This window comes from Sandaracinobacteroides sayramensis (assembly GCF_022014495.1).
Lineage (GTDB): Bacteria > Pseudomonadota > Alphaproteobacteria > Sphingomonadales > Sphingomonadaceae > Sandaracinobacteroides > Sandaracinobacteroides sayramense.
The window spans coordinates 33,625-49,283 of record NZ_JAKLSQ010000019.1 but is presented as its reverse complement, the minus strand read 5'-3'; the positions used below and the strand labels follow the sequence as shown (position 1 = coordinate 49,283).

Sequence of the window (15,659 nt, the reverse complement as noted above, 5' to 3'; positions counted from 1 at the left end):
AGATGACGGCAGTTCCCATGCGTCAACGTCTGTTCGACAGTCTGGCGATCAGCGCCTCGGCGCTTTGCCTCGCGCATTGCCTGCTGCTTCCGCTCGTCCTGCTTCTGGTCCCGACCCTGGCCGTCTTCCTGACGATTCCCGAATCCTTCCATCTGTGGGCGCTTGCCTTTGCCGTGCCCACCAGCCTGCTCGCGCTCGGCCTCGGTCACCGGCGGCACCATCGCGCCGCCCCGGGGTTGATCGCATCGGCCGGCCTGCTTCTGCTCGTGGCCGGAGTCTTTCTGACCTCCTCCGAAATCGAGGAGACCGTGGTCACGGTTCTCGGCTCCGTCCTCCTTTCCGTCGGGCATGTTCTGAACTGGCGCGGCCTCGGGAACGGCCGCAGGCATGCCCACTAATGCGTCGTGGAGATGAGGGCGCAATATCGGAGGCTGGCGGCGGGCAGGCGGCTCGACGCACGGATTTGCTGGCTGCTGTCGCAGTCGCCCGGGCCGCTTAGCATATATGAAATCGCCGCCCGGCTGACCGACCTGTCCGGAAGGCGCTGTTTCCCGAATTCCGTTTACCGGGCGCTGCAGCGGATGGCCCGCTCGGGGGCAGCGCTTCAGATCGTTTCCGCGAACGGATGGATGCTGCGCGACCCGGAAGATCCGGGACCGGTTCTGGTGCTGATATGCGAGAATTGCGGCGGTGGCAGCCAGCATCCCGCAGCCGATCTGGGCCAGGCATTCGGCCGGTTGTGCAGGGAAGCCGGCTTCGATCTCCAGCGGCCGCATCTGGAGCTGATAGGAACCTGTGAGAGCTGCCGGACGACCGCCGAGACCGAACAAGACGGCGGCAGGATATATGCCACCCTGTAGACATGCGGGAATGCTGTCGCGCAACGCCGGCTTTCGGGCACGGCGCTCCGAAGGCCGGCGTCGGCGAAGCCCTCGGCTCTACATGTTCGCGGCGGTGGGGCGGACGATCACTTCGTTCACGTCCACGCCGTCCGGCTGCTCCAGCGCGTAGCGGATCGCGCGGGCGATGGCGTCCGGGGTCAGCGATTTCCGCCGCCAGTCCTTCAGCGCCTCGGCCACTTGCGGGTCGCTGATGTCATGCCCCAGCTCGGTCGCGACCACGCCGGGCGAGATCACGGTCGCGCGGATGTCATCATGCTCCTGCCGCAGGCCGTCGGTGATCGCCCACACCGCATATTTGGTGGCGCAATAGACCGCCGCCGTCGGCAGCACGACATGCGCGCCGATCGAGGCGACATTCACCACATGCCCGCCGCCCCGGGCGACGAAACGCGGCAGCACCGCGGCAATGCCGTTCAGCACGCCATGGATGTTGACGTCGATCATCCAGGTCCATTCGTCCCGCTTCAGGGCGGCGAGCGGCGACAGCGGCATGATGCCCGCATTGTTCACCAGCGCGTCGATCCGCCCGAACTTCGCTTCCGCCGCATCGGCGAAGGCGCCGAAGCTTTCGGCATCGGTCACGTCGAGCTGCCTCCAGGCGACCCGCTCCCCCAGTTCTTCGGCCAGCGCCTCAAGCCGCTCGATGCGGCGCGCGCCGATGAAAAGCCGGGCGCCTGCCGCCGCAAGCTCGCGCACGCTGGCTTCCCCGATTCCGCTCGACGCGCCGGTGATGAGGATCGTCTTGCCGTTCAGTCCGCTCATGGTCGTTCCTTTCCGTTGAAGGCGATCAGCGGTCATTGCCGGAAAGCCGGGGCGGCGCGTTAGACCGATCGGCCGCAATCCTTGCCTTATCCTCCAGATTTCGCGCAACGCCCTTGCGGGCGTCCGCCATGTCGGGGATCGTGCCGGCATGAGAAGAATCACCGATCTCGCCGCTTCGATCCTGCGCCACGCCCCGCCATCGGGCATGTGCGGCACAGCCATGCCCGGATTGTCCGTCATCCGCGCCGATCGGCCGACCGTCCCTGTCCCATCGGTTTACGAAGCCTCGATTTGCCTCATCGCCCAAGGGGCGAAGCGCGTGTCGCTGGGCGAGCAGACCGTCGTCTATGATGCGTCGCGCTATCTTCTGGTTTCGGTCGACCTGCCGCTGGTCGGGCATGTGATCGAGGCCAGCCCGGACGCGCCCTATCTCTGCTGCAAGATCGATCTCGACATGGCGGCGCTCGCCGATCTGATGATCGCCGAAGGCATGTCGGCCCCGAAGAGCGATCTGCCGGTGCTCGCCGTCTATCCGGTCGAACCCGATCTGGTGGATGCGGCCTGCCGTCTGCTCGAGCTGCTCGACAGGCCGCAGGCCATCGCCGCGCTGGCGCCGCTGGTGCAGCGCGAGATATTGTATCGCCTGCTGCACGGGCCGCATGGGCCGTTGCTCCGGCAGATGTCGGCGGCGGACAATCGTCTCGGCCAGATCAGCCGGGCCATCGCCACCATCCGGCGGAGCTTCCACGAACAGTTGCGGATCGACGACATCGCCGAGGCCGCCGGCATGAGCGCGTCGTCGCTTCACGCGCATTTCAAGGCGATCACGCGCATGACCCCGCTCGAATATCAGAAGCAGCTCCGGCTGCAGGAGGCCCGGCGGCTGATGTTGGCGGAAGGCACGACCGCCGGCGCCGCCGGATTTGCGGTCGGCTATGAAAGCCAGTCGCAGTTCAGCCGCGAGTATCGCCGCCTTTTCGGAGCCCCGCCGCGTCGGGACATCGAGCGGCTGCAGCAGACGGAAGATTTCGTCGAAACGGTCTGAGCGCGCGCCGGCGCCACCCGGCGCCGGAACGGCCTGATCCGCTCTCCCACGCGGCCGTTCCAGTTCCCGGCGGCTGGTCCCACGGTCTTCGAAAGTTGCGGATGAATGCTCCGGCGGTTCTTTTGGCGCCATGGGAAGCGCATATTGGCAATGGGCATGGAACAGGATTTCACGCTGGGCGATTGCCGGCGGCCGCATCTTTCCAGACCCAGGGGGCTTTCATGGAACAGCATGTCGAACTGACACCGGCGGCGCAGGTCGAACTCGTGCAGCCGTCCCGCGGATGGGCCGGAGCGATGGCGACTGGGCCCGTGCCCGGCACCCGTATCACGGCCTCCTATGCCGAACTGGTCGCCAGGGACGCCTATTTCTGGGCCTGGCCGCTGGTGAACATGTACAATCGACGGCAGCAGGCGGCGAAGGTGCCGCAGACCATATTGCGCGGCGCGGCGCCGGTGGCCCCTCTCAACCAGATCGGCATGCTGACGGACTATATCGCCCCCGAGCAGCGTTCGGTCGCCTGCCCCAATCAGGATGTGGTCTATGGCGCGGGAATGCTGGGGCTGGACCAGACCCCGATCGTCGTCCAGGTGCCGGATTTCGGGGACCGCTTCTGGGTGTATCAACTCGTCGACCTTCGCACCGACAGCATCGGCGGCCTGGGGAAGATGTATGGCACGCGGCCCGGCTTCTACCTGATCGTGGGGCCTGACTGGAAAGGCGAAGTGCCCCCCGGCATCGCCGACGTCTTCCGCTCGCCGGGGAACACGGCCTATCTGATCCCGCGGGTGTTCCTGGACGACACCGCCGAAGACCGCAGCGCCGTGCAGGCCGTGCTGCGCCAGATCACCGTCTATCCGCTGGCGGACTATGACGGCACGATGAAGCTGGTGGACTGGAGCGCCATTCCGAAGCTTCCCCCCGACACCCGTTCGAGCGGCGAGGTGCAATGGGTGAAGCCCGAAAGCTTCTTCGACGCGCTGCCGGCCGCGCTGGCTGACATAGGGCCGCTGCCGGGCGAGGAGGCCCGCTTCGCGCAGGTATATAGCGTGATCGAAGCCGGCCGGCGGGATCCCGCGATCCGCAAGGCGATGGACGAGGCCGCCGTGAAGGCCGAGCGGGAACTGGTCGAGCCGCTGTTCCAGTTCCGCAACTATGGCCTGCCTCTCTCGCATCACTGGACGACGACGGGCAACAACGCCCGCTTCGGCACGGACTATTACACCCGCACCGCGGTGGCCAAATCCAACATCTTCGTGAACGCCCCCAACGAGACAAAATATTTCTACCAGGACCTCGATTCCAGCGGGCAGCGGCTCGATGGCGCCAGGGCCTATCGGATCACCTTCGCCAGGGGCCAGACTCCGCCCGTGGACGGCTTCTGGTCGATCACCCTTTACGACAGCACGCATTTCTTCGTCCCCAACGAGTTGAACCGCTACTCGCTGGGCACCAAGAACCGCACATTGCAGCTGAATGCGGACGGCTCGCTCACCATCCTCGTGCAGTCCAGGCCCCCGGCCGGCGCCGCGCGCGACAACTGGCTTCCGGCCCCGGAAAAAGGCGCCTTCTCCCTCTATATCCGCGCTTACTGGCCGAAGGTCGCGATCACGGACGGCAGCTGGACTCCGCCTGCCGTCGAACGCATCGACTGAGCCGGCATCGGCGGCGCAAGCAGGAGAGGTTTGACCATGGGCATTTTCAGATCGCGCGCAGCGCTTCTGCTGGGCCTGGCCGCGCTGGCGGGCTTCGCCATGACGGCCGCCCGCGCCGCGCCCGAGGCGGTGTCGCCGGACGAGGCGCGGGCGATCGCCCGCGAAGCCTTCATCTATGCGGCCGCCCCGGTGCAGAGCTACGGCACCTGGTACAAGCAGGCGGTGGATCCGAAGGCAGCGGAATATGTCGGCGGTTTCAACAGGTTCCGCCACTATGCCGAGGTCTTCACGCCGGACAACAAGGACATCGTCACCCCCAACAACGACACGCCCTATTCCTGGGCCTGGCTGGACCTCAGGGCCGAACCGATGGTGCTGAGCGTTCCGGAGGTGGAGGAGGATCGCTATTATGTGATGCAGCTGATCGACCTGTTCACCCACAATTTCGCCTATGTCGGCACGCGGGCGACCGGCAATGGCGCCGGCAACTTCCTGATCGCCGGGCCGAAATGGAAGGGCGGGACGCCTGCGGGCATCCGCCAGGTGCTGCGCAGCGAGAGCGACATCGTCGGCATCCTCGGCCGCACGCAGCTGAAGGGGGCGAACGATCTTTCCAACGTCCACGCCGTGCAGGCGGGGTATCGGCTGGAGCCCCTCAGCGCATTTCTCGGCGGCAAGGCGCCCGCCCCGGCGCCGGCTCCCCTTTTCCCGCCATTCGATCCGGCGCGGGCCAGCGGTGCGGAAAGCTTCGCCTATCTGAACATGCTTCTCGCCTTCGCGCAGCCGCCGGTCGGCTCGGAAACGGCTCTGTTGAAGCGGTTTGCGCGGATCGGGATCGCGCCCGGGCAGCCCTGGCCGCCCAGGACGCTGGACCCGGCGGTCCGCGCCGCGATCGACGCCGGCGTGGCCGATGCGAAGGCGGAAATCGCCACGGCGGTGAAGGCGGCCAAATCGTCGAACGGGCTTTTCGGCACCCGCGACGAGTTGGGCAACGATTATATGAAGCGCACGGTGGGCGCCCGGATCGGCATCTACGGCAATTCGCTGACGGAGGCCTGGTATGGCGGTTTCACGGGCGATGGAACGCGACTGGTGCGGCTGCACTTCCCGGCCGGGCAATTGCCGCCGGCCGCCTATTTCTGGTCGATGACGCTCTACACCCTGCCGGACCGGCTGCTCTACGCCAACCCCGAGAAGCGCTATTCGATCGGCAGCGAAACCCCGGGCCTCGTCCAGGGAGCGGATGGATCGCTGACGCTCTACATCGGCCACCAGGAGCCGGGGGCCGACAAGCGGGCGAACTGGATTCCGGCGCCGGCCGCGCCTTACACGCTGGTGGCCCGGCTCTACGGCCCGAACGAGGACGCGATCGAGGGGCGCTGGAAACTTCCCGCCCCCGAGCCGCTGCAATGATCCGCCGCCCATGGCGCCACACAGGCAAGGGGCAGCGGTAAGGGCGTGATGCCGATCAGGCCAGCAGGTGCTGGCCGCCGTCGACGGGTATGACGGTGCCGGTGATTCGGCGCCCGGCCGGGCTGGCGAGGAAGGCGGCGAGGGCGCCGACATCGGCAATGTCGATCCGTTCCGGTATCGGCACCTGCGCGGCGGCGCGTTCCAGCAGCTCGTCGAAACGGGCGATGCCGCTGGCCGCGCGGGTGGCGATCGGCCCCGGCGAAATGGCGTGCACCCTGATGCCCTTCGGCCCCAGTTCGGCGGCGGCGTAGCGCGCCGCGCTTTCCAGCGCCGCCTTCACCGGCCCCATCAGATTATAATGCTCGACCACCCGCTCCGAGCCGTAGAAGGTCACGCACAGCAGGCAGCCGGAATCGGCCATCAGCGGCTCCGCCAGCTTCGCCATCCGCAGGAAGCTGTGGCAGGAGACGTCCATCGCCATGGCGAACCCTTGCGCCGAGCAGTCCACCACCCGTCCGTGCAGATCCTCGCGCGGGGCGAAGGCAATGGAATGCAGCAGGAAATCCAGCCCGCCCCAGCGCCGCTCGACTTGCGCGAACAGGGATTCCAGCTCGCCCGGCACCCGAACGTCGAGCGGCGCCGTCCATTCGACCCCCAGGCGTTCGGCGACCGGCAGCACCCAGCCCTTGCTCTTCTCGTTCAGATAGGTCGCGGCCAGCCGGGCGCCGGCTTGCGCGAAGGCTTCGGCGCATCCGGCCGCTATGCTCTCCTCGTTGGCGATGCCGACGACGAGGCCGCGCTTGCCGCGCAGATCGACGATGGGGGTCAAGCGCTTCCTCCCTGCAATACGCCCAGCGTGTGCAAGGCGATCATCCGCTCCTCGTCGGTGGGGATGACGAGCACGCGAACCCGGCTTTCGGCATCGCTGATCACCGTGGCGTTGCGGGCGTTGGCCTCCGCATCCAGCTCCACCCCCAGCCATTGCAGCCGGCGGCAGATCCGGGCGCGGACATCGGCGTGATTCTCGCCGATGCCGGCGGTGAACAGCATCCCGTCCAGCCCGCCGAGCGAGGCGGCAAGCGCGGCGGCCTCGCGCGCGGCGCGCCAGGCGAAAAGCTCGATCGCTTCTTCCGCCTCGGGCCGGCCGCTTTCGGAAAGCGTGCGCATGTCGCTGGAAATGCCCGAGACGCCAAGCAGGCCGGACTGGCGATAGAGAAGCTCTTCCACTTCGGCCGCGCGCATGCCGAGCTGCGTCTGCAGATGCAGCACGACTCCGGGGTCGAGCGCGCCCGAGCGCGTGCCCATCATCAGCCCGTCGAGCGCGGTGAAGCCCATGGTGGTGTCGACGCTCCGCCCGTCCGCGATGGCGCAGAGGCTGGCGCCATTGCCGAGATGCGCGGCGATGATCTTGCCGCTCGCCAGCACCGGGTCCAGTTCGGCCAGGCGGCGGATGAGGAATTCATAGGAAAGGCCGTGAAAGCCGTAGCGGCGGATTCCCTGCGCGTGCAGCGCGCGGGGCAGGGCGAAGCGCGCGGCGATTTCCGGCTTGTCGTGGTGGAAGGCGGTGTCGAAGCAGGCGATCTGCGGCAGCCCCGGGGCAAGGCGGGCGATGGCGCGGATCGCCGCCAGATTGTGCGGCTGGTGCAGCGGGGCAAGCGGGCAGAGCTTCTCCAGCTTCGCGAGGATCGCCTCGTCCAGCCGGCAGGGGGCAGCGAATTCCGTGCCGCCATGGACGACCCGGTGGCCGATCGCCACGATCTCATGCCCATCCAGATGCCCGCGCGCCCAGGCGAAGAGATATTCCAGCAGCTCCGCATGGCTGAGGCCGGCGCCATCGGCCCAAATATGCGCGTGCAGCGTTTCCCCGGCGATGCTGCGGATCGCGAGGCTGGGGGCGATTCCGATCCGCTCGATTTTGCCGCCGGCCGAAAGCCGGGGGTTGCCCGGCTCCTCCAGCGTGAAAAGGGCGAATTTGATGCTGGAGGAGCCGGAGTTGAGGCTGACGACGGCCTGCGTCACCGGCTTCCCTCCGGCAGGCCGGGGGCGGCCTTGGTGGCGGCGCGCGCCAGCAGCACGGCGACCGCGCAGGAGGCGAGGCGCGTGCGCAGGCTGTCGGCCCGGCTGGTGAGGATGATCGGCACGCGCGCGCCCAGCACCACGCCGGCGGCGTCGGCGCCGCCCAGGAAGGTCAATTGCTTCGCCAGCATGTTCCCGGCCTCGAGATCGGGCACCACCAATATGTCGGCCTTGCCGGCGACCGGGGAGACGATGCCCTTTTCCTTGGCGGCGGCCTCGCTCACGGCATTGTCGAAGGCGAGCGGCCCGTCCAGCAGCGCGCCGCCGATCTGCCCCCGGTCCGCCATCTTGCAGAGCGCGGCCGCGTCCAGCGTCGTCGGCATCGCGGGGTTCACCGTCTCCACGGCGGACAGGATGGCGACCTTCGGCTGCGGCCGGCCCAGCACATGCGCGAGGTCGATGGCGTTGCGGATGATGTCGGCCTTTTCCGCCAGCGTCGGGGCGATGTTGATGGCGGCGTCGGTGATGATGAGCGGCTCCGGATGCCCCGGCACGTCCATCACATAGGCGTGGCTGATGCGGCGCTCGGTGCGGAGCCCGGCCTCCCTGGAGACCACCGCCCCCATCAGCTCGTCGGTGTGGAGCGAGCCCTTCATCAGCAGCGCCGCCTCGCCCGAGCGGACCAGCTCCACGGCCCTGGCGGCGGATTCATGGCTGTGCAGGCTGGGCACGATGGTGAAAGCGGAGATATCCTTGCCGGCCTCCGCCGCCGCCTGCCGGATTCGGGCTTCCGGGCCGACCAGCAGCGGCTCGATCAGCCCGGCCTCGGCCGCTTCCACTGCCGCCGCAAGCGCCGCCGGCGAGCAGGGGTGGGCCACCGCCGTCCGCGCGCGGCCGCCGCGGGCGGCCTCCATCAGCCGGGTGTAGCCGTCATGGTCCGACAGGCGGATCTCGGGCAGCGACACCCGCGGGCGGCGGACCTTTTCCGTCGGGGCCTTCACTTCCGCCTCGCCGGAGATCACCGTCTCGCCACGCTGGTTGGTGCAGCGGCAATCCATCAGCAGCCGGTGCTTCGCCGCCTGCTTTTCCTTCACCGTGACGGAAGCGGTGATCACGTCGCCGATGCCCACCGGCCGCTCGAAGCGCAGCGACTGGCCGAGATAGATGGTCCCGGGCCCCGGCAGCTCGGTGCCGAGCACGGCGGAGATCAGCCCGCCGCCCCACATGCCATGGGCGATGACCCGGCGGAAACTGTCGCCTTCGGCATATTCCGCGTCGAGATGCGCCGGGTTCACGTCGCCGGAGACGAGCGCGAACAGCTGGATGTCCTTCTTCGACAGGGTGCGCACGAGGCTGGCGCTGTCGCCCACGGCGATTTCGTCGAACGTGCGGTTCTCGATCATCGGGCTGTCGGTCATGCGCTCATTTCTCCAGGACATAGCGGCCGGGGGCGTCGGCGAGCGGCGGAAGGCCCTTGTCGGGCGCGCCGAGCTGCGGCGGCGGGACGGGCTTGCCCGAGCGCTCGTCCAGCCAGCGGCCCCATTCGATCCACCAGGAGCCTTCCTTCTTTTCCGCGCGCTCCAGCCATTCGGTGGGGTCGAGGGACTGCCCGTCCATCTCGCGCGTCAGCACCCGGTAGCGCCGGTTGCGGTGGCCGGGTTCGGAAACGATCCCGGCGTTGTGGCCGCCGCTCGTCAGCACGAAGCGGATTTCCGCCCCGGTCAGCAGATGGATCTTGTGCACCGAGGTCCAGGGGGCGACATGGTCGCGCTCGGTTCCCACCGCGAAGACAGGCGAGCGGACCGCCGCCAGATCGACGGTGCGGCCGTCCACCTTGAACTTGCCCTCGGCGAGATCGTCGTTGAGGAACAGCCGGTTCAGATATTCGCTGTGCATCGCATAGGGCATGCGCGTGCCGTCGGCGTTCCAGGCCATCAGGTCGCTCATCGGCTCCCGCTCGCCCATCAGATAGGTTTCGAGCATGTGCGACCAGAGGAGGTCGTTGGAGCGCAGGATCTGGAAGGCGCCGCCCATCTGGTGGCTGTCGAGATAGCCTTTGCTCCACATCATATTGTCCAGCATGTGGAGCTGCGCCTCGTCGATGAAGAGGCCGAGCTCGCCCGGCTCGCTGAATTCCGTCTGCGCGGCCAGCAGGGTGACGCTGGCCAGCCGCTCGTCGCCGTCGCGCGCCATCGCGGCGGCGGCGATCGCCAGCAGCGTGCCGCCCAGGCAGTAGCCGGCCGCATGCACCTTGCCGGCGCCGGTGATGGCGGTGATGGCGTCGAGAGCCGCCAGCGGCCCCAGCCTGCGGTAACTGTCGAGATCGAGGTCGCGGTCCCGGCTATCGGGGTTGTGCCAGGAGATCATGAACACGGTGTAGCCCTCGCCCGTCAGCCAGCGGACGAGGGAGTTTTCCGGCGACAGGTCGAGGATATAATATTTCATGATCCAGGCCGGCACGATCAGAACCGGCTCGGGGCGGACCTTGTCGGTCGTCGGCGCATATTGGATCAGCTCCATCAGCCGGTTGCGCCAGACGACCTTGCCCTTCGCGGTGGCGACCGTCTCGCCCACCTGGAATTGCTCCGCGCCGACGGGCGGCTGCCCGCGGAACTGGCGCTGCATGTCGTCCACCAGATGGTTGAAGCCGTCCACCAGGCATTTGCCGCCGGTTTCGCCGATTTTCCTCTGCAGCACCGGATTGGTGGCGAGGAAATTGGTGGGCGCGAACAGGTCGAGCATCTGCCGCGTGGTGAACTCCATGATCTCCTCATGGTGGCGGCTGACGCCGCCGACGCCGGTGGTCGCGGCATGCCACCATTGCTGGTTCAGCAGGAAGGACTGGGCGATGAAGTTGTAGGGCGGCTGCTTCCAGGCCGGATCGGAAAAGCGCCGGTCCTGCGGCAGCGGCTCGATCGCGGGCTGGGCATCGGGGTCTTGCGCGTATCGCGCCATATAGTCGCCGAGGCGCATATATTTGCGCGCCACCTTGGCGCCCAGTTGCATCTGCTTGCCGGGCGCGCGGCCGAGATGCACCGCCCAGTCGGTCGCGGCCAGAAAGAAGGTGATGGGGGAGAGGCCGCGGGTCACTGAGGCGACGGCCGCCGCCGCCGCCCGGTCCAGGGTTTCGGCGACGCCGTCGAGAGGGTCGGTCGCTTGCTGCATATCGCTGCTCATCGCTCAGGCTCCACGATCGAACTTCGGGCGCTCACCCGACATAGTTCTTCATTGTTTAAGAAACGGCATGCCGTCGGCGATCAGGTCGAGCAGGCGCTCGATCTCGGCCAGCCGCGCTTCCGGCGCATCCCGCACCACTCGCCGGGTTTCGATTCGGACATGCGGGAGGGTGACGAGGGTATCGAACAGAAAAGCGGCCGTCGCATCCAGCCGCTCCGGCGGGCAGGCCGTGCCCGAGGCGAGGATGGACCGGAAGGCGCCGGTCCAATGGGCCATCACCATCTCGGAGGTTCCGTCGTCGAAGTCCGGCATCAGCCGTTCGATCTCCTCCCTCAGTTTCATGAAAGCCCGGACCCTGGGGGTCAGCAAGGCATCCAGGATCGTCAGCGCCAGGATCAGGAGGCGATCCCTGACGCTGCCTTCGGGCAGGGGTGTGTCGACGATGGGGAGATAGTAGCCCCGCTCGCGTTCGCGCACGGCCAGCAGCAGCCCTTTCTTCGAGTCGTAGCGCTGATAGAGGGTGCGCTTGCTGACTCCGGCATCGGCGGCGATGGCGTCCATGTTGGCGCTTTCGAAGCCATGGCGGAAGAAGTGCCGCAGGGCGACGTCCAGGATGTGCGTTCCGAGCTCGGTCGCGGCTTCGCGGGTCGGCCTGCCGCCCCTGGATGAGCGGACCGCCTGGGGATTCTGTGTCGTCGGATATGCGGACGTCATGCATCTGTCCTGTCTGGCGCTGGAAAATATGCCCTGCCTCACTTGAACCCGTCTTTGATCTATCGCAATAATTAAACTGTAAAGTTTACATATATAGTGTCCATCGACGGTTTGCCCGGATTCGCGGGCGATATGGGACGATATGGAAGGCACGTGCGAGATGACGGGAATTGCCTTGGTGACGGGGGGCACGCGCGGAATCGGTTCCGCCATCGCCCGGGCTCTGAAGCTCGACGGGCATCGGGTGGCGGCGGTCTATCACGGCAACGACGCAGCGGCGGCGGCGTTCGGCGCCGGGAGCGGAATAGCCGTCTATAAATGGGATGTTTCGGACGTGGCGGCCTCGAAGGAGGGCATCGCCCGGGTGGAGGCCGAGCTGGGGCCGGTTTCCATATTGGTGAACAACGCCGGCATCACCCGCGACACGATGTTCCACAGGATGAACTGGGAGCAGTGGCGCGCCGTGCTTTCCACCAATCTCGATTCCATGTTCGCGATGACCCGCCCCATCATCGAGGGCATGCGCGAGCGGCGGTTCGGACGCATCGTCAACATCTCCTCCATCAACGGGCAGAAGGGGCAGGCGGGGCAGGCCAATTATTCGGCGGCGAAGGCCGGGGTGATCGGCTTCACCAAGGCATTGGCGCAGGAGAATGCGGCGCGGGGGATCACGGTGAACGCGGTGTGCCCGGGCTATGTGGACACCGACATGGTGGCCGGCGTGCCCGAGGATGTGCGGGCGAAGATCATTGCCACCATCCCGGTCGGGCGGCTGGGCGACCCGGAGGAAATCGCCCAGGCGGTTTCATGGCTGGCCTCCCCGAAGGCAGCCTTCTGCACGGGCGCGGTGCTGACCATCAACGGCGGCCAGTATATCGCCAACGGCTAAGGGTTCGGAATTCGCCAAGGGTCTTAATCTGAAAGGTTTGAGAAATGACCAATGCCTTCGAGCAATTTGCGGCTCTTGCGAGCGCCAACCAGACTCTTTTGCTGAAGTTCGCGGAAATCTCCCAGGCGGCGATCCAGCGCCAGGCGGAGATCGCGAGCCGCGGGCTCGCGCCGCTTCCCGCGCAGGATGCCGAAGAGAAGCCGGCGGCTTTTTCGAACTTCGCCGGATTCTCGACCGTCTTTCAGGATGCGGAGCAAAACCGCCAGGCATCGCTCGCCGCCACGCAGGAAGCGGTGGCCGAGTGGCAGACCCGCGTCGGCCAGCTTCTGGCCGGGCCCGACGTGCAGAAGCAGTTCGCCGAGGCCTTGCAGGCGTGGTCGAAACCGCTTGCGGCGGAAACAGAGGGGAAGGCTTCCGCCCCCGCTCCGGAAAAAACCGCGGCCTGAACGGCGAAACCTGAAGGCTGCCCCCGCCCGGCGGCGGGGGCGGCCGCCATTCATTCCTGAAGTCGAGAGCGCCTGTGCCAGCCACCATCCCGCAGCCTCGCCCCTGGCGGCAAAGGCCGGCGCCTGCGCCCGGCTATCGTCTCGCGTCTGCGGCGTTTCTTCTTCTGGGCGTCTCCGCCTGCTCGTTCGCGCCCGAACACGCCCGTCCGGCCCTGCCGGTGCCCGCGGCCTATGCGCCGGCGGCCGTTCCGGGGGACAGCGTCGCGCGGACGGGATGGCAGGACTTCTTCCGCGACGCGGAGCTGCGCAAGCTGATCGCCGAGGCTCTGGCGAACAATCGGGACATACGGATCGCCACCGCACGGCTGGCGGAAGCGCGCGCGGCGTGGCGGATCGAGGGCGCGCCGCTCTACCCGCAACTGGACGCCGTCGGCGCGGGATCGCGCGGGCGGAGCATGATCAACCTTCCCGGCGCGGGCGCGACGGCCATGGACGTGGAGCAGGTGAGCGCGCAGTTGAGCGCGAGCTGGGAGATCGACTTCTGGGGCCGGCTGCGCAACCTGAAGGATGCGGCGCGCTGGCAATATCTGGCGACCGAGGAGGCGCGCCGCGCGGCCGCCACCGATCTGGTGGCGCAGGTGGCGAACGGCTATCTGCTGGAGCGCCACTATGAAGAGCGCGCGGCGCTGGCGCGGCAGTCGATCGCAACCCGCGAGGAGTCGCTGCGCATCCTGCGGCGGCGCTACGAGGTCGGCTCCGGCTCCAGGCTCGACATGGCGCAGGCGCGGATATTGCTGGCGCAGGCCGAGACCGCCCTCCACGCCCTGGAGCAGGAGCGCGCCGTCAACCGCAACGCGCTGGCGCTGCTGGTGGGGCGGCCGGTGGAATTCGCGGCCGGCGGGCTCTCGCTCGCGAACCTGCCGCAGGACATCGCCCTGCCGGCGGGCCTGCCTTCCGACCTGCTGATGAACCGGCCGGACATCGTGTCGGCGGAGCACCGGCTTCGGGCCGCCGAGGCGAATATCGGCGCGGCCCGCGCCGCCTTCTTCCCGAACATCAGCCTGACCGGGGCCTATGGCACGATGAGCAGCGAGCTGAGCGGCCTCTTCTCCGGCGGCAGCGAGGCCTGGACCTTCTCGCCTTCGCTGCGGCTGCCGCTGTTCGACGCCGGGCGGCTGAAGGGCAATCTGGGGGTGATGCGGGCGCGGCGCGAGCAGGCGGTCGCCGAATATGAGCGCACGGTCCAGTCGGCCTTCCGCGACGTGTCCGACGCGCTGGTGCAGCGGCAGCAGTTGCGATCGCAGATCCGCACGACCGGGGAAATGCTGGAAGCGCAGCAGGAACGCGCGCGGCTCGCCCAGCTTCTCTTCGACAACGGCCGCTCCGCCTATCTGGAAGTGCTCGATGCCCAGCGGGACCTGTTCGACGTCGAACAGGCGCTCGTGCAGCTCCGCCGGGCCGAGCTGGCCAGCATCGTCTCGCTTTACGCCGCATTGGGCGGCGGCTTTGCCGACCGGCAGCCCTTTGAAACCAGCAACACCGACGGGGACCAGAATTCATGACACAGGCGACCAGCAGGACCTGGCTCATCCGGGGCGCGATCGCCGCTGCCGCCGTGGCCGGCGGGCTCTATCTCTGGTCCGCGCTCCGGCCCGCGGGCCTGCCCGAGGGGATCGTCAGCGGCAACGGGCGCATCGAGGCGGTGGAAATCGACATCGCGGCGAAGACGCCGGGCCGAATCAAGGAGATATTGGCGAACGAGGGGCAGATGGTGCGGGCGGGCGAGGTGGTCGCCCGGATGGACACCGAAACCCTTGGCGCCCAGCTGGCGGAAGCGCGGGCGCAGCATGCGCAGGCGCTCAATTCCGTGCGGATCGCCGAGACGCAGGTGCACCAGCGGCAGAGCGAGCGCGCCTCGGCGCAGGCGACGGTCCGCCAGCGCGCGGCGGAGCTTCAGGCGGCGAAGCGGCGCTACGCGCGCTCGGAAACGCTGGCGCGCGAAGGGGCAACACCCAAGCAGGAGCGCGACGACAATGAGGCCGCCGTGGAAGGGGCGCTGGCCAGCGTGGAAGCGGCGAAGGCGCAACTGGCGTCGCAGGACGCGGGGGTCGCCTCGGCGCGCAGCCAGGTGATTGGCGCCCGTTCCAGCGTGGACGCCGCGCGCGCCACCATCGAGCGGATCGAAGCCGATATCCGCGACTCCGACCTGCGCGCGCCGCGCGCCGGCCGCATCCAGTTCCGCGTGGCGCAGCCCGGCGAAGTGGTGGGCGGAGGCGGACGGGTGATGAACCTCGTCGACCTGACCGACGTCTACATGACCTTCTTCGTGCCGGCGACGGCGGCGGGGCGAATGGGGATCGGCAGCGAGGTGCGGCTGGTGCTGGACGCCAGGCCGCAGAATGTGATCCCGGCCCGGATCAGCTTCGTGTCGGACGTCGCGCAATTCACCCCCAAGACGGTGGAGACCGCGAGCGAGCGGGAGAAGCTGATGTTCCGCGTGCGCGCCCGCATCGACCCGGAGCTGCTGCGGCGCCACCTGGAGCATGTGAAGACCGGGCTTCCCGGAATGGCCTATGTGCGCATCGATCCGAAGACCCCCTGGCCGGATCATCTCGCCAATGTCGTGAAGGGATAGCCTGC

Annotated in this window: 15 protein-coding genes; 9 read left to right on the top strand and 6 right to left on the bottom strand. The window is 67.9% G+C overall.

Features of this window, described 5'->3' with window-relative positions:
- Positions 1–2: 2 nt before the first annotated feature.
- Entirely contained in the window at positions 3–398 is a 396-nt protein-coding gene (locus L6Q21_RS13770) for a MerC domain-containing protein (RefSeq protein ID WP_237831347.1), read from the top strand.
- A gap of 231 nt (positions 399–629) precedes the next feature.
- Complete coding sequence (locus tag L6Q21_RS13765) at positions 630–860, top strand: hypothetical protein (protein ID WP_237831346.1); 231 nt, start codon at positions 630–632, stop codon at positions 858–860.
- A gap of 78 nt (positions 861–938) precedes the next feature.
- On the opposite strand, the gene L6Q21_RS13760 is transcribed toward L6Q21_RS13765, so the two are convergent.
- Positions 939–1,664: an SDR family oxidoreductase gene (locus L6Q21_RS13760; RefSeq protein ID WP_237831345.1), complete on the bottom strand. Its 726-nt coding sequence runs from the start codon at positions 1,662–1,664 to the stop codon at positions 939–941.
- A gap of 148 nt (positions 1,665–1,812) precedes the next feature.
- Between L6Q21_RS13760 and L6Q21_RS13755 the strand changes: the two genes are divergently transcribed.
- From L6Q21_RS13755 to L6Q21_RS13745, 3 genes are all read left to right on the top strand, one after another.
- On the top strand, positions 1,813–2,709 hold the full coding sequence (locus L6Q21_RS13755) for an AraC family transcriptional regulator (protein ID WP_237831344.1): 897 nt from the start codon (positions 1,813–1,815) through the stop codon (positions 2,707–2,709).
- Positions 2,710–2,930: 221 nt separating this feature from the next.
- Positions 2,931–4,364 carry a DUF1254 domain-containing protein gene (locus tag L6Q21_RS13750; RefSeq protein ID WP_237831343.1) on the top strand — a complete coding sequence of 478 codons (1,434 nt, stop codon included), beginning with the start codon at positions 2,931–2,933 and terminating at the stop codon, positions 4,362–4,364.
- Between the two features lie 36 nt (positions 4,365–4,400).
- The gene (locus tag L6Q21_RS13745) at positions 4,401–5,777 is read left to right on the top strand and encodes a DUF1254 domain-containing protein (protein ID WP_237831342.1); all 1,377 of its coding nucleotides are present in this window, start codon (positions 4,401–4,403) and stop codon (positions 5,775–5,777) included.
- Between the two features lie 55 nt (positions 5,778–5,832).
- On the opposite strand, the gene fabI is transcribed toward L6Q21_RS13745, so the two are convergent.
- Genes fabI through L6Q21_RS13720 form a run of 5 tightly spaced genes read right to left on the bottom strand, consistent with a single transcriptional unit; the run spans position 5,833 to position 11,684 of the window.
- A complete protein-coding gene (gene fabI / locus L6Q21_RS13740) occupies positions 5,833–6,606 on the bottom strand; it encodes an enoyl-ACP reductase FabI (protein ID WP_237831341.1) in 774 nt (257 codons plus the stop codon).
- Complete coding sequence (locus tag L6Q21_RS13735) at positions 6,603–7,796, bottom strand: acetate/propionate family kinase (protein WP_237831340.1); 1,194 nt, start codon at positions 7,794–7,796, stop codon at positions 6,603–6,605. The genes fabI and L6Q21_RS13735 overlap by 4 nt, the downstream gene beginning before the upstream one ends.
- Complete coding sequence (locus tag L6Q21_RS13730; protein ID WP_237831472.1) at positions 7,793–9,211, bottom strand: bifunctional enoyl-CoA hydratase/phosphate acetyltransferase; 1,419 nt, start codon at positions 9,209–9,211, stop codon at positions 7,793–7,795. The genes L6Q21_RS13735 and L6Q21_RS13730 overlap by 4 nt, the downstream gene beginning before the upstream one ends.
- A gap of 4 nt (positions 9,212–9,215) precedes the next feature.
- Positions 9,216–10,970: a PHA/PHB synthase family protein gene (locus tag L6Q21_RS13725; protein ID WP_237831339.1), complete on the bottom strand. Its 1,755-nt coding sequence runs from the start codon at positions 10,968–10,970 to the stop codon at positions 9,216–9,218.
- Between the two features lie 48 nt (positions 10,971–11,018).
- The gene (locus tag L6Q21_RS13720) at positions 11,019–11,684 is read right to left on the bottom strand and encodes a TetR/AcrR family transcriptional regulator (RefSeq protein ID WP_237831338.1); all 666 of its coding nucleotides are present in this window, start codon (positions 11,682–11,684) and stop codon (positions 11,019–11,021) included.
- A 160-nt stretch (positions 11,685–11,844) separates the two neighbouring features.
- Between L6Q21_RS13720 and phbB the strand changes: the two genes are divergently transcribed.
- The 4 genes from phbB to L6Q21_RS13700 all read left to right on the top strand — a co-directional run bounded on the left by phbB (position 11,845) and on the right by L6Q21_RS13700 (position 15,654).
- On the top strand, positions 11,845–12,573 hold the full coding sequence (gene phbB / locus L6Q21_RS13715; RefSeq protein ID WP_237831337.1) for an acetoacetyl-CoA reductase: 729 nt from the start codon (positions 11,845–11,847) through the stop codon (positions 12,571–12,573).
- A 98-nt stretch (positions 12,574–12,671) separates the two neighbouring features.
- Positions 12,672–13,019 carry a hypothetical protein gene (locus L6Q21_RS13710; protein WP_237831336.1) on the top strand — a complete coding sequence of 116 codons (348 nt, stop codon included), beginning with the start codon at positions 12,672–12,674 and terminating at the stop codon, positions 13,017–13,019.
- A gap of 74 nt (positions 13,020–13,093) precedes the next feature.
- Complete coding sequence (locus tag L6Q21_RS13705) at positions 13,094–14,581, top strand: efflux transporter outer membrane subunit (RefSeq protein WP_237831335.1); 1,488 nt, start codon at positions 13,094–13,096, stop codon at positions 14,579–14,581.
- Positions 14,578–15,654, top strand: coding sequence for an HlyD family secretion protein (locus L6Q21_RS13700; protein ID WP_237831334.1), 1,077 nt, complete (start codon positions 14,578–14,580; stop codon positions 15,652–15,654). Before L6Q21_RS13705 ends, L6Q21_RS13700 begins: the two co-directional genes overlap by 4 nt.
- The last annotated feature ends 5 nt before the right edge of the window (positions 15,655–15,659 follow it).

What these genes read in the sequence shown, in the direction of transcription:
- L6Q21_RS13770 (WP_237831347.1), top strand. Translation starts at nt 3, where the DNA reads ATGACGGCAGTTCCCATGCGTCAACGTCTGTTCGACAGTCTGGCGATC.
- L6Q21_RS13765 (WP_237831346.1), top strand. Translation starts at nt 630, where the DNA reads ATGCTGCGCGACCCGGAAGATCCGGGACCGGTTCTGGTGCTGATATGC.
- L6Q21_RS13760 (WP_237831345.1), bottom strand. Translation starts at nt 1,664, where the DNA reads ATGAGCGGACTGAACGGCAAGACGATCCTCATCACCGGCGCGTCGAGC.
- L6Q21_RS13755 (WP_237831344.1), top strand. Translation starts at nt 1,813, where the DNA reads ATGAGAAGAATCACCGATCTCGCCGCTTCGATCCTGCGCCACGCCCCG.
- L6Q21_RS13750 (WP_237831343.1), top strand. Translation starts at nt 2,931, where the DNA reads ATGGAACAGCATGTCGAACTGACACCGGCGGCGCAGGTCGAACTCGTG.
- L6Q21_RS13745 (WP_237831342.1), top strand. Translation starts at nt 4,401, where the DNA reads ATGGGCATTTTCAGATCGCGCGCAGCGCTTCTGCTGGGCCTGGCCGCG.
- L6Q21_RS13730 (WP_237831472.1), bottom strand. Translation starts at nt 9,211, where the DNA reads ATGACCGACAGCCCGATGATCGAGAACCGCACGTTCGACGAAATCGCC.
- L6Q21_RS13725 (WP_237831339.1), bottom strand. Translation starts at nt 10,970, where the DNA reads ATGAGCAGCGATATGCAGCAAGCGACCGACCCTCTCGACGGCGTCGCC.
- L6Q21_RS13720 (WP_237831338.1), bottom strand. Translation starts at nt 11,684, where the DNA reads ATGACGTCCGCATATCCGACGACACAGAATCCCCAGGCGGTCCGCTCA.
- phbB (WP_237831337.1), top strand. Translation starts at nt 11,845, where the DNA reads ATGACGGGAATTGCCTTGGTGACGGGGGGCACGCGCGGAATCGGTTCC.
- L6Q21_RS13700 (WP_237831334.1), top strand. Translation starts at nt 14,578, where the DNA reads ATGACACAGGCGACCAGCAGGACCTGGCTCATCCGGGGCGCGATCGCC.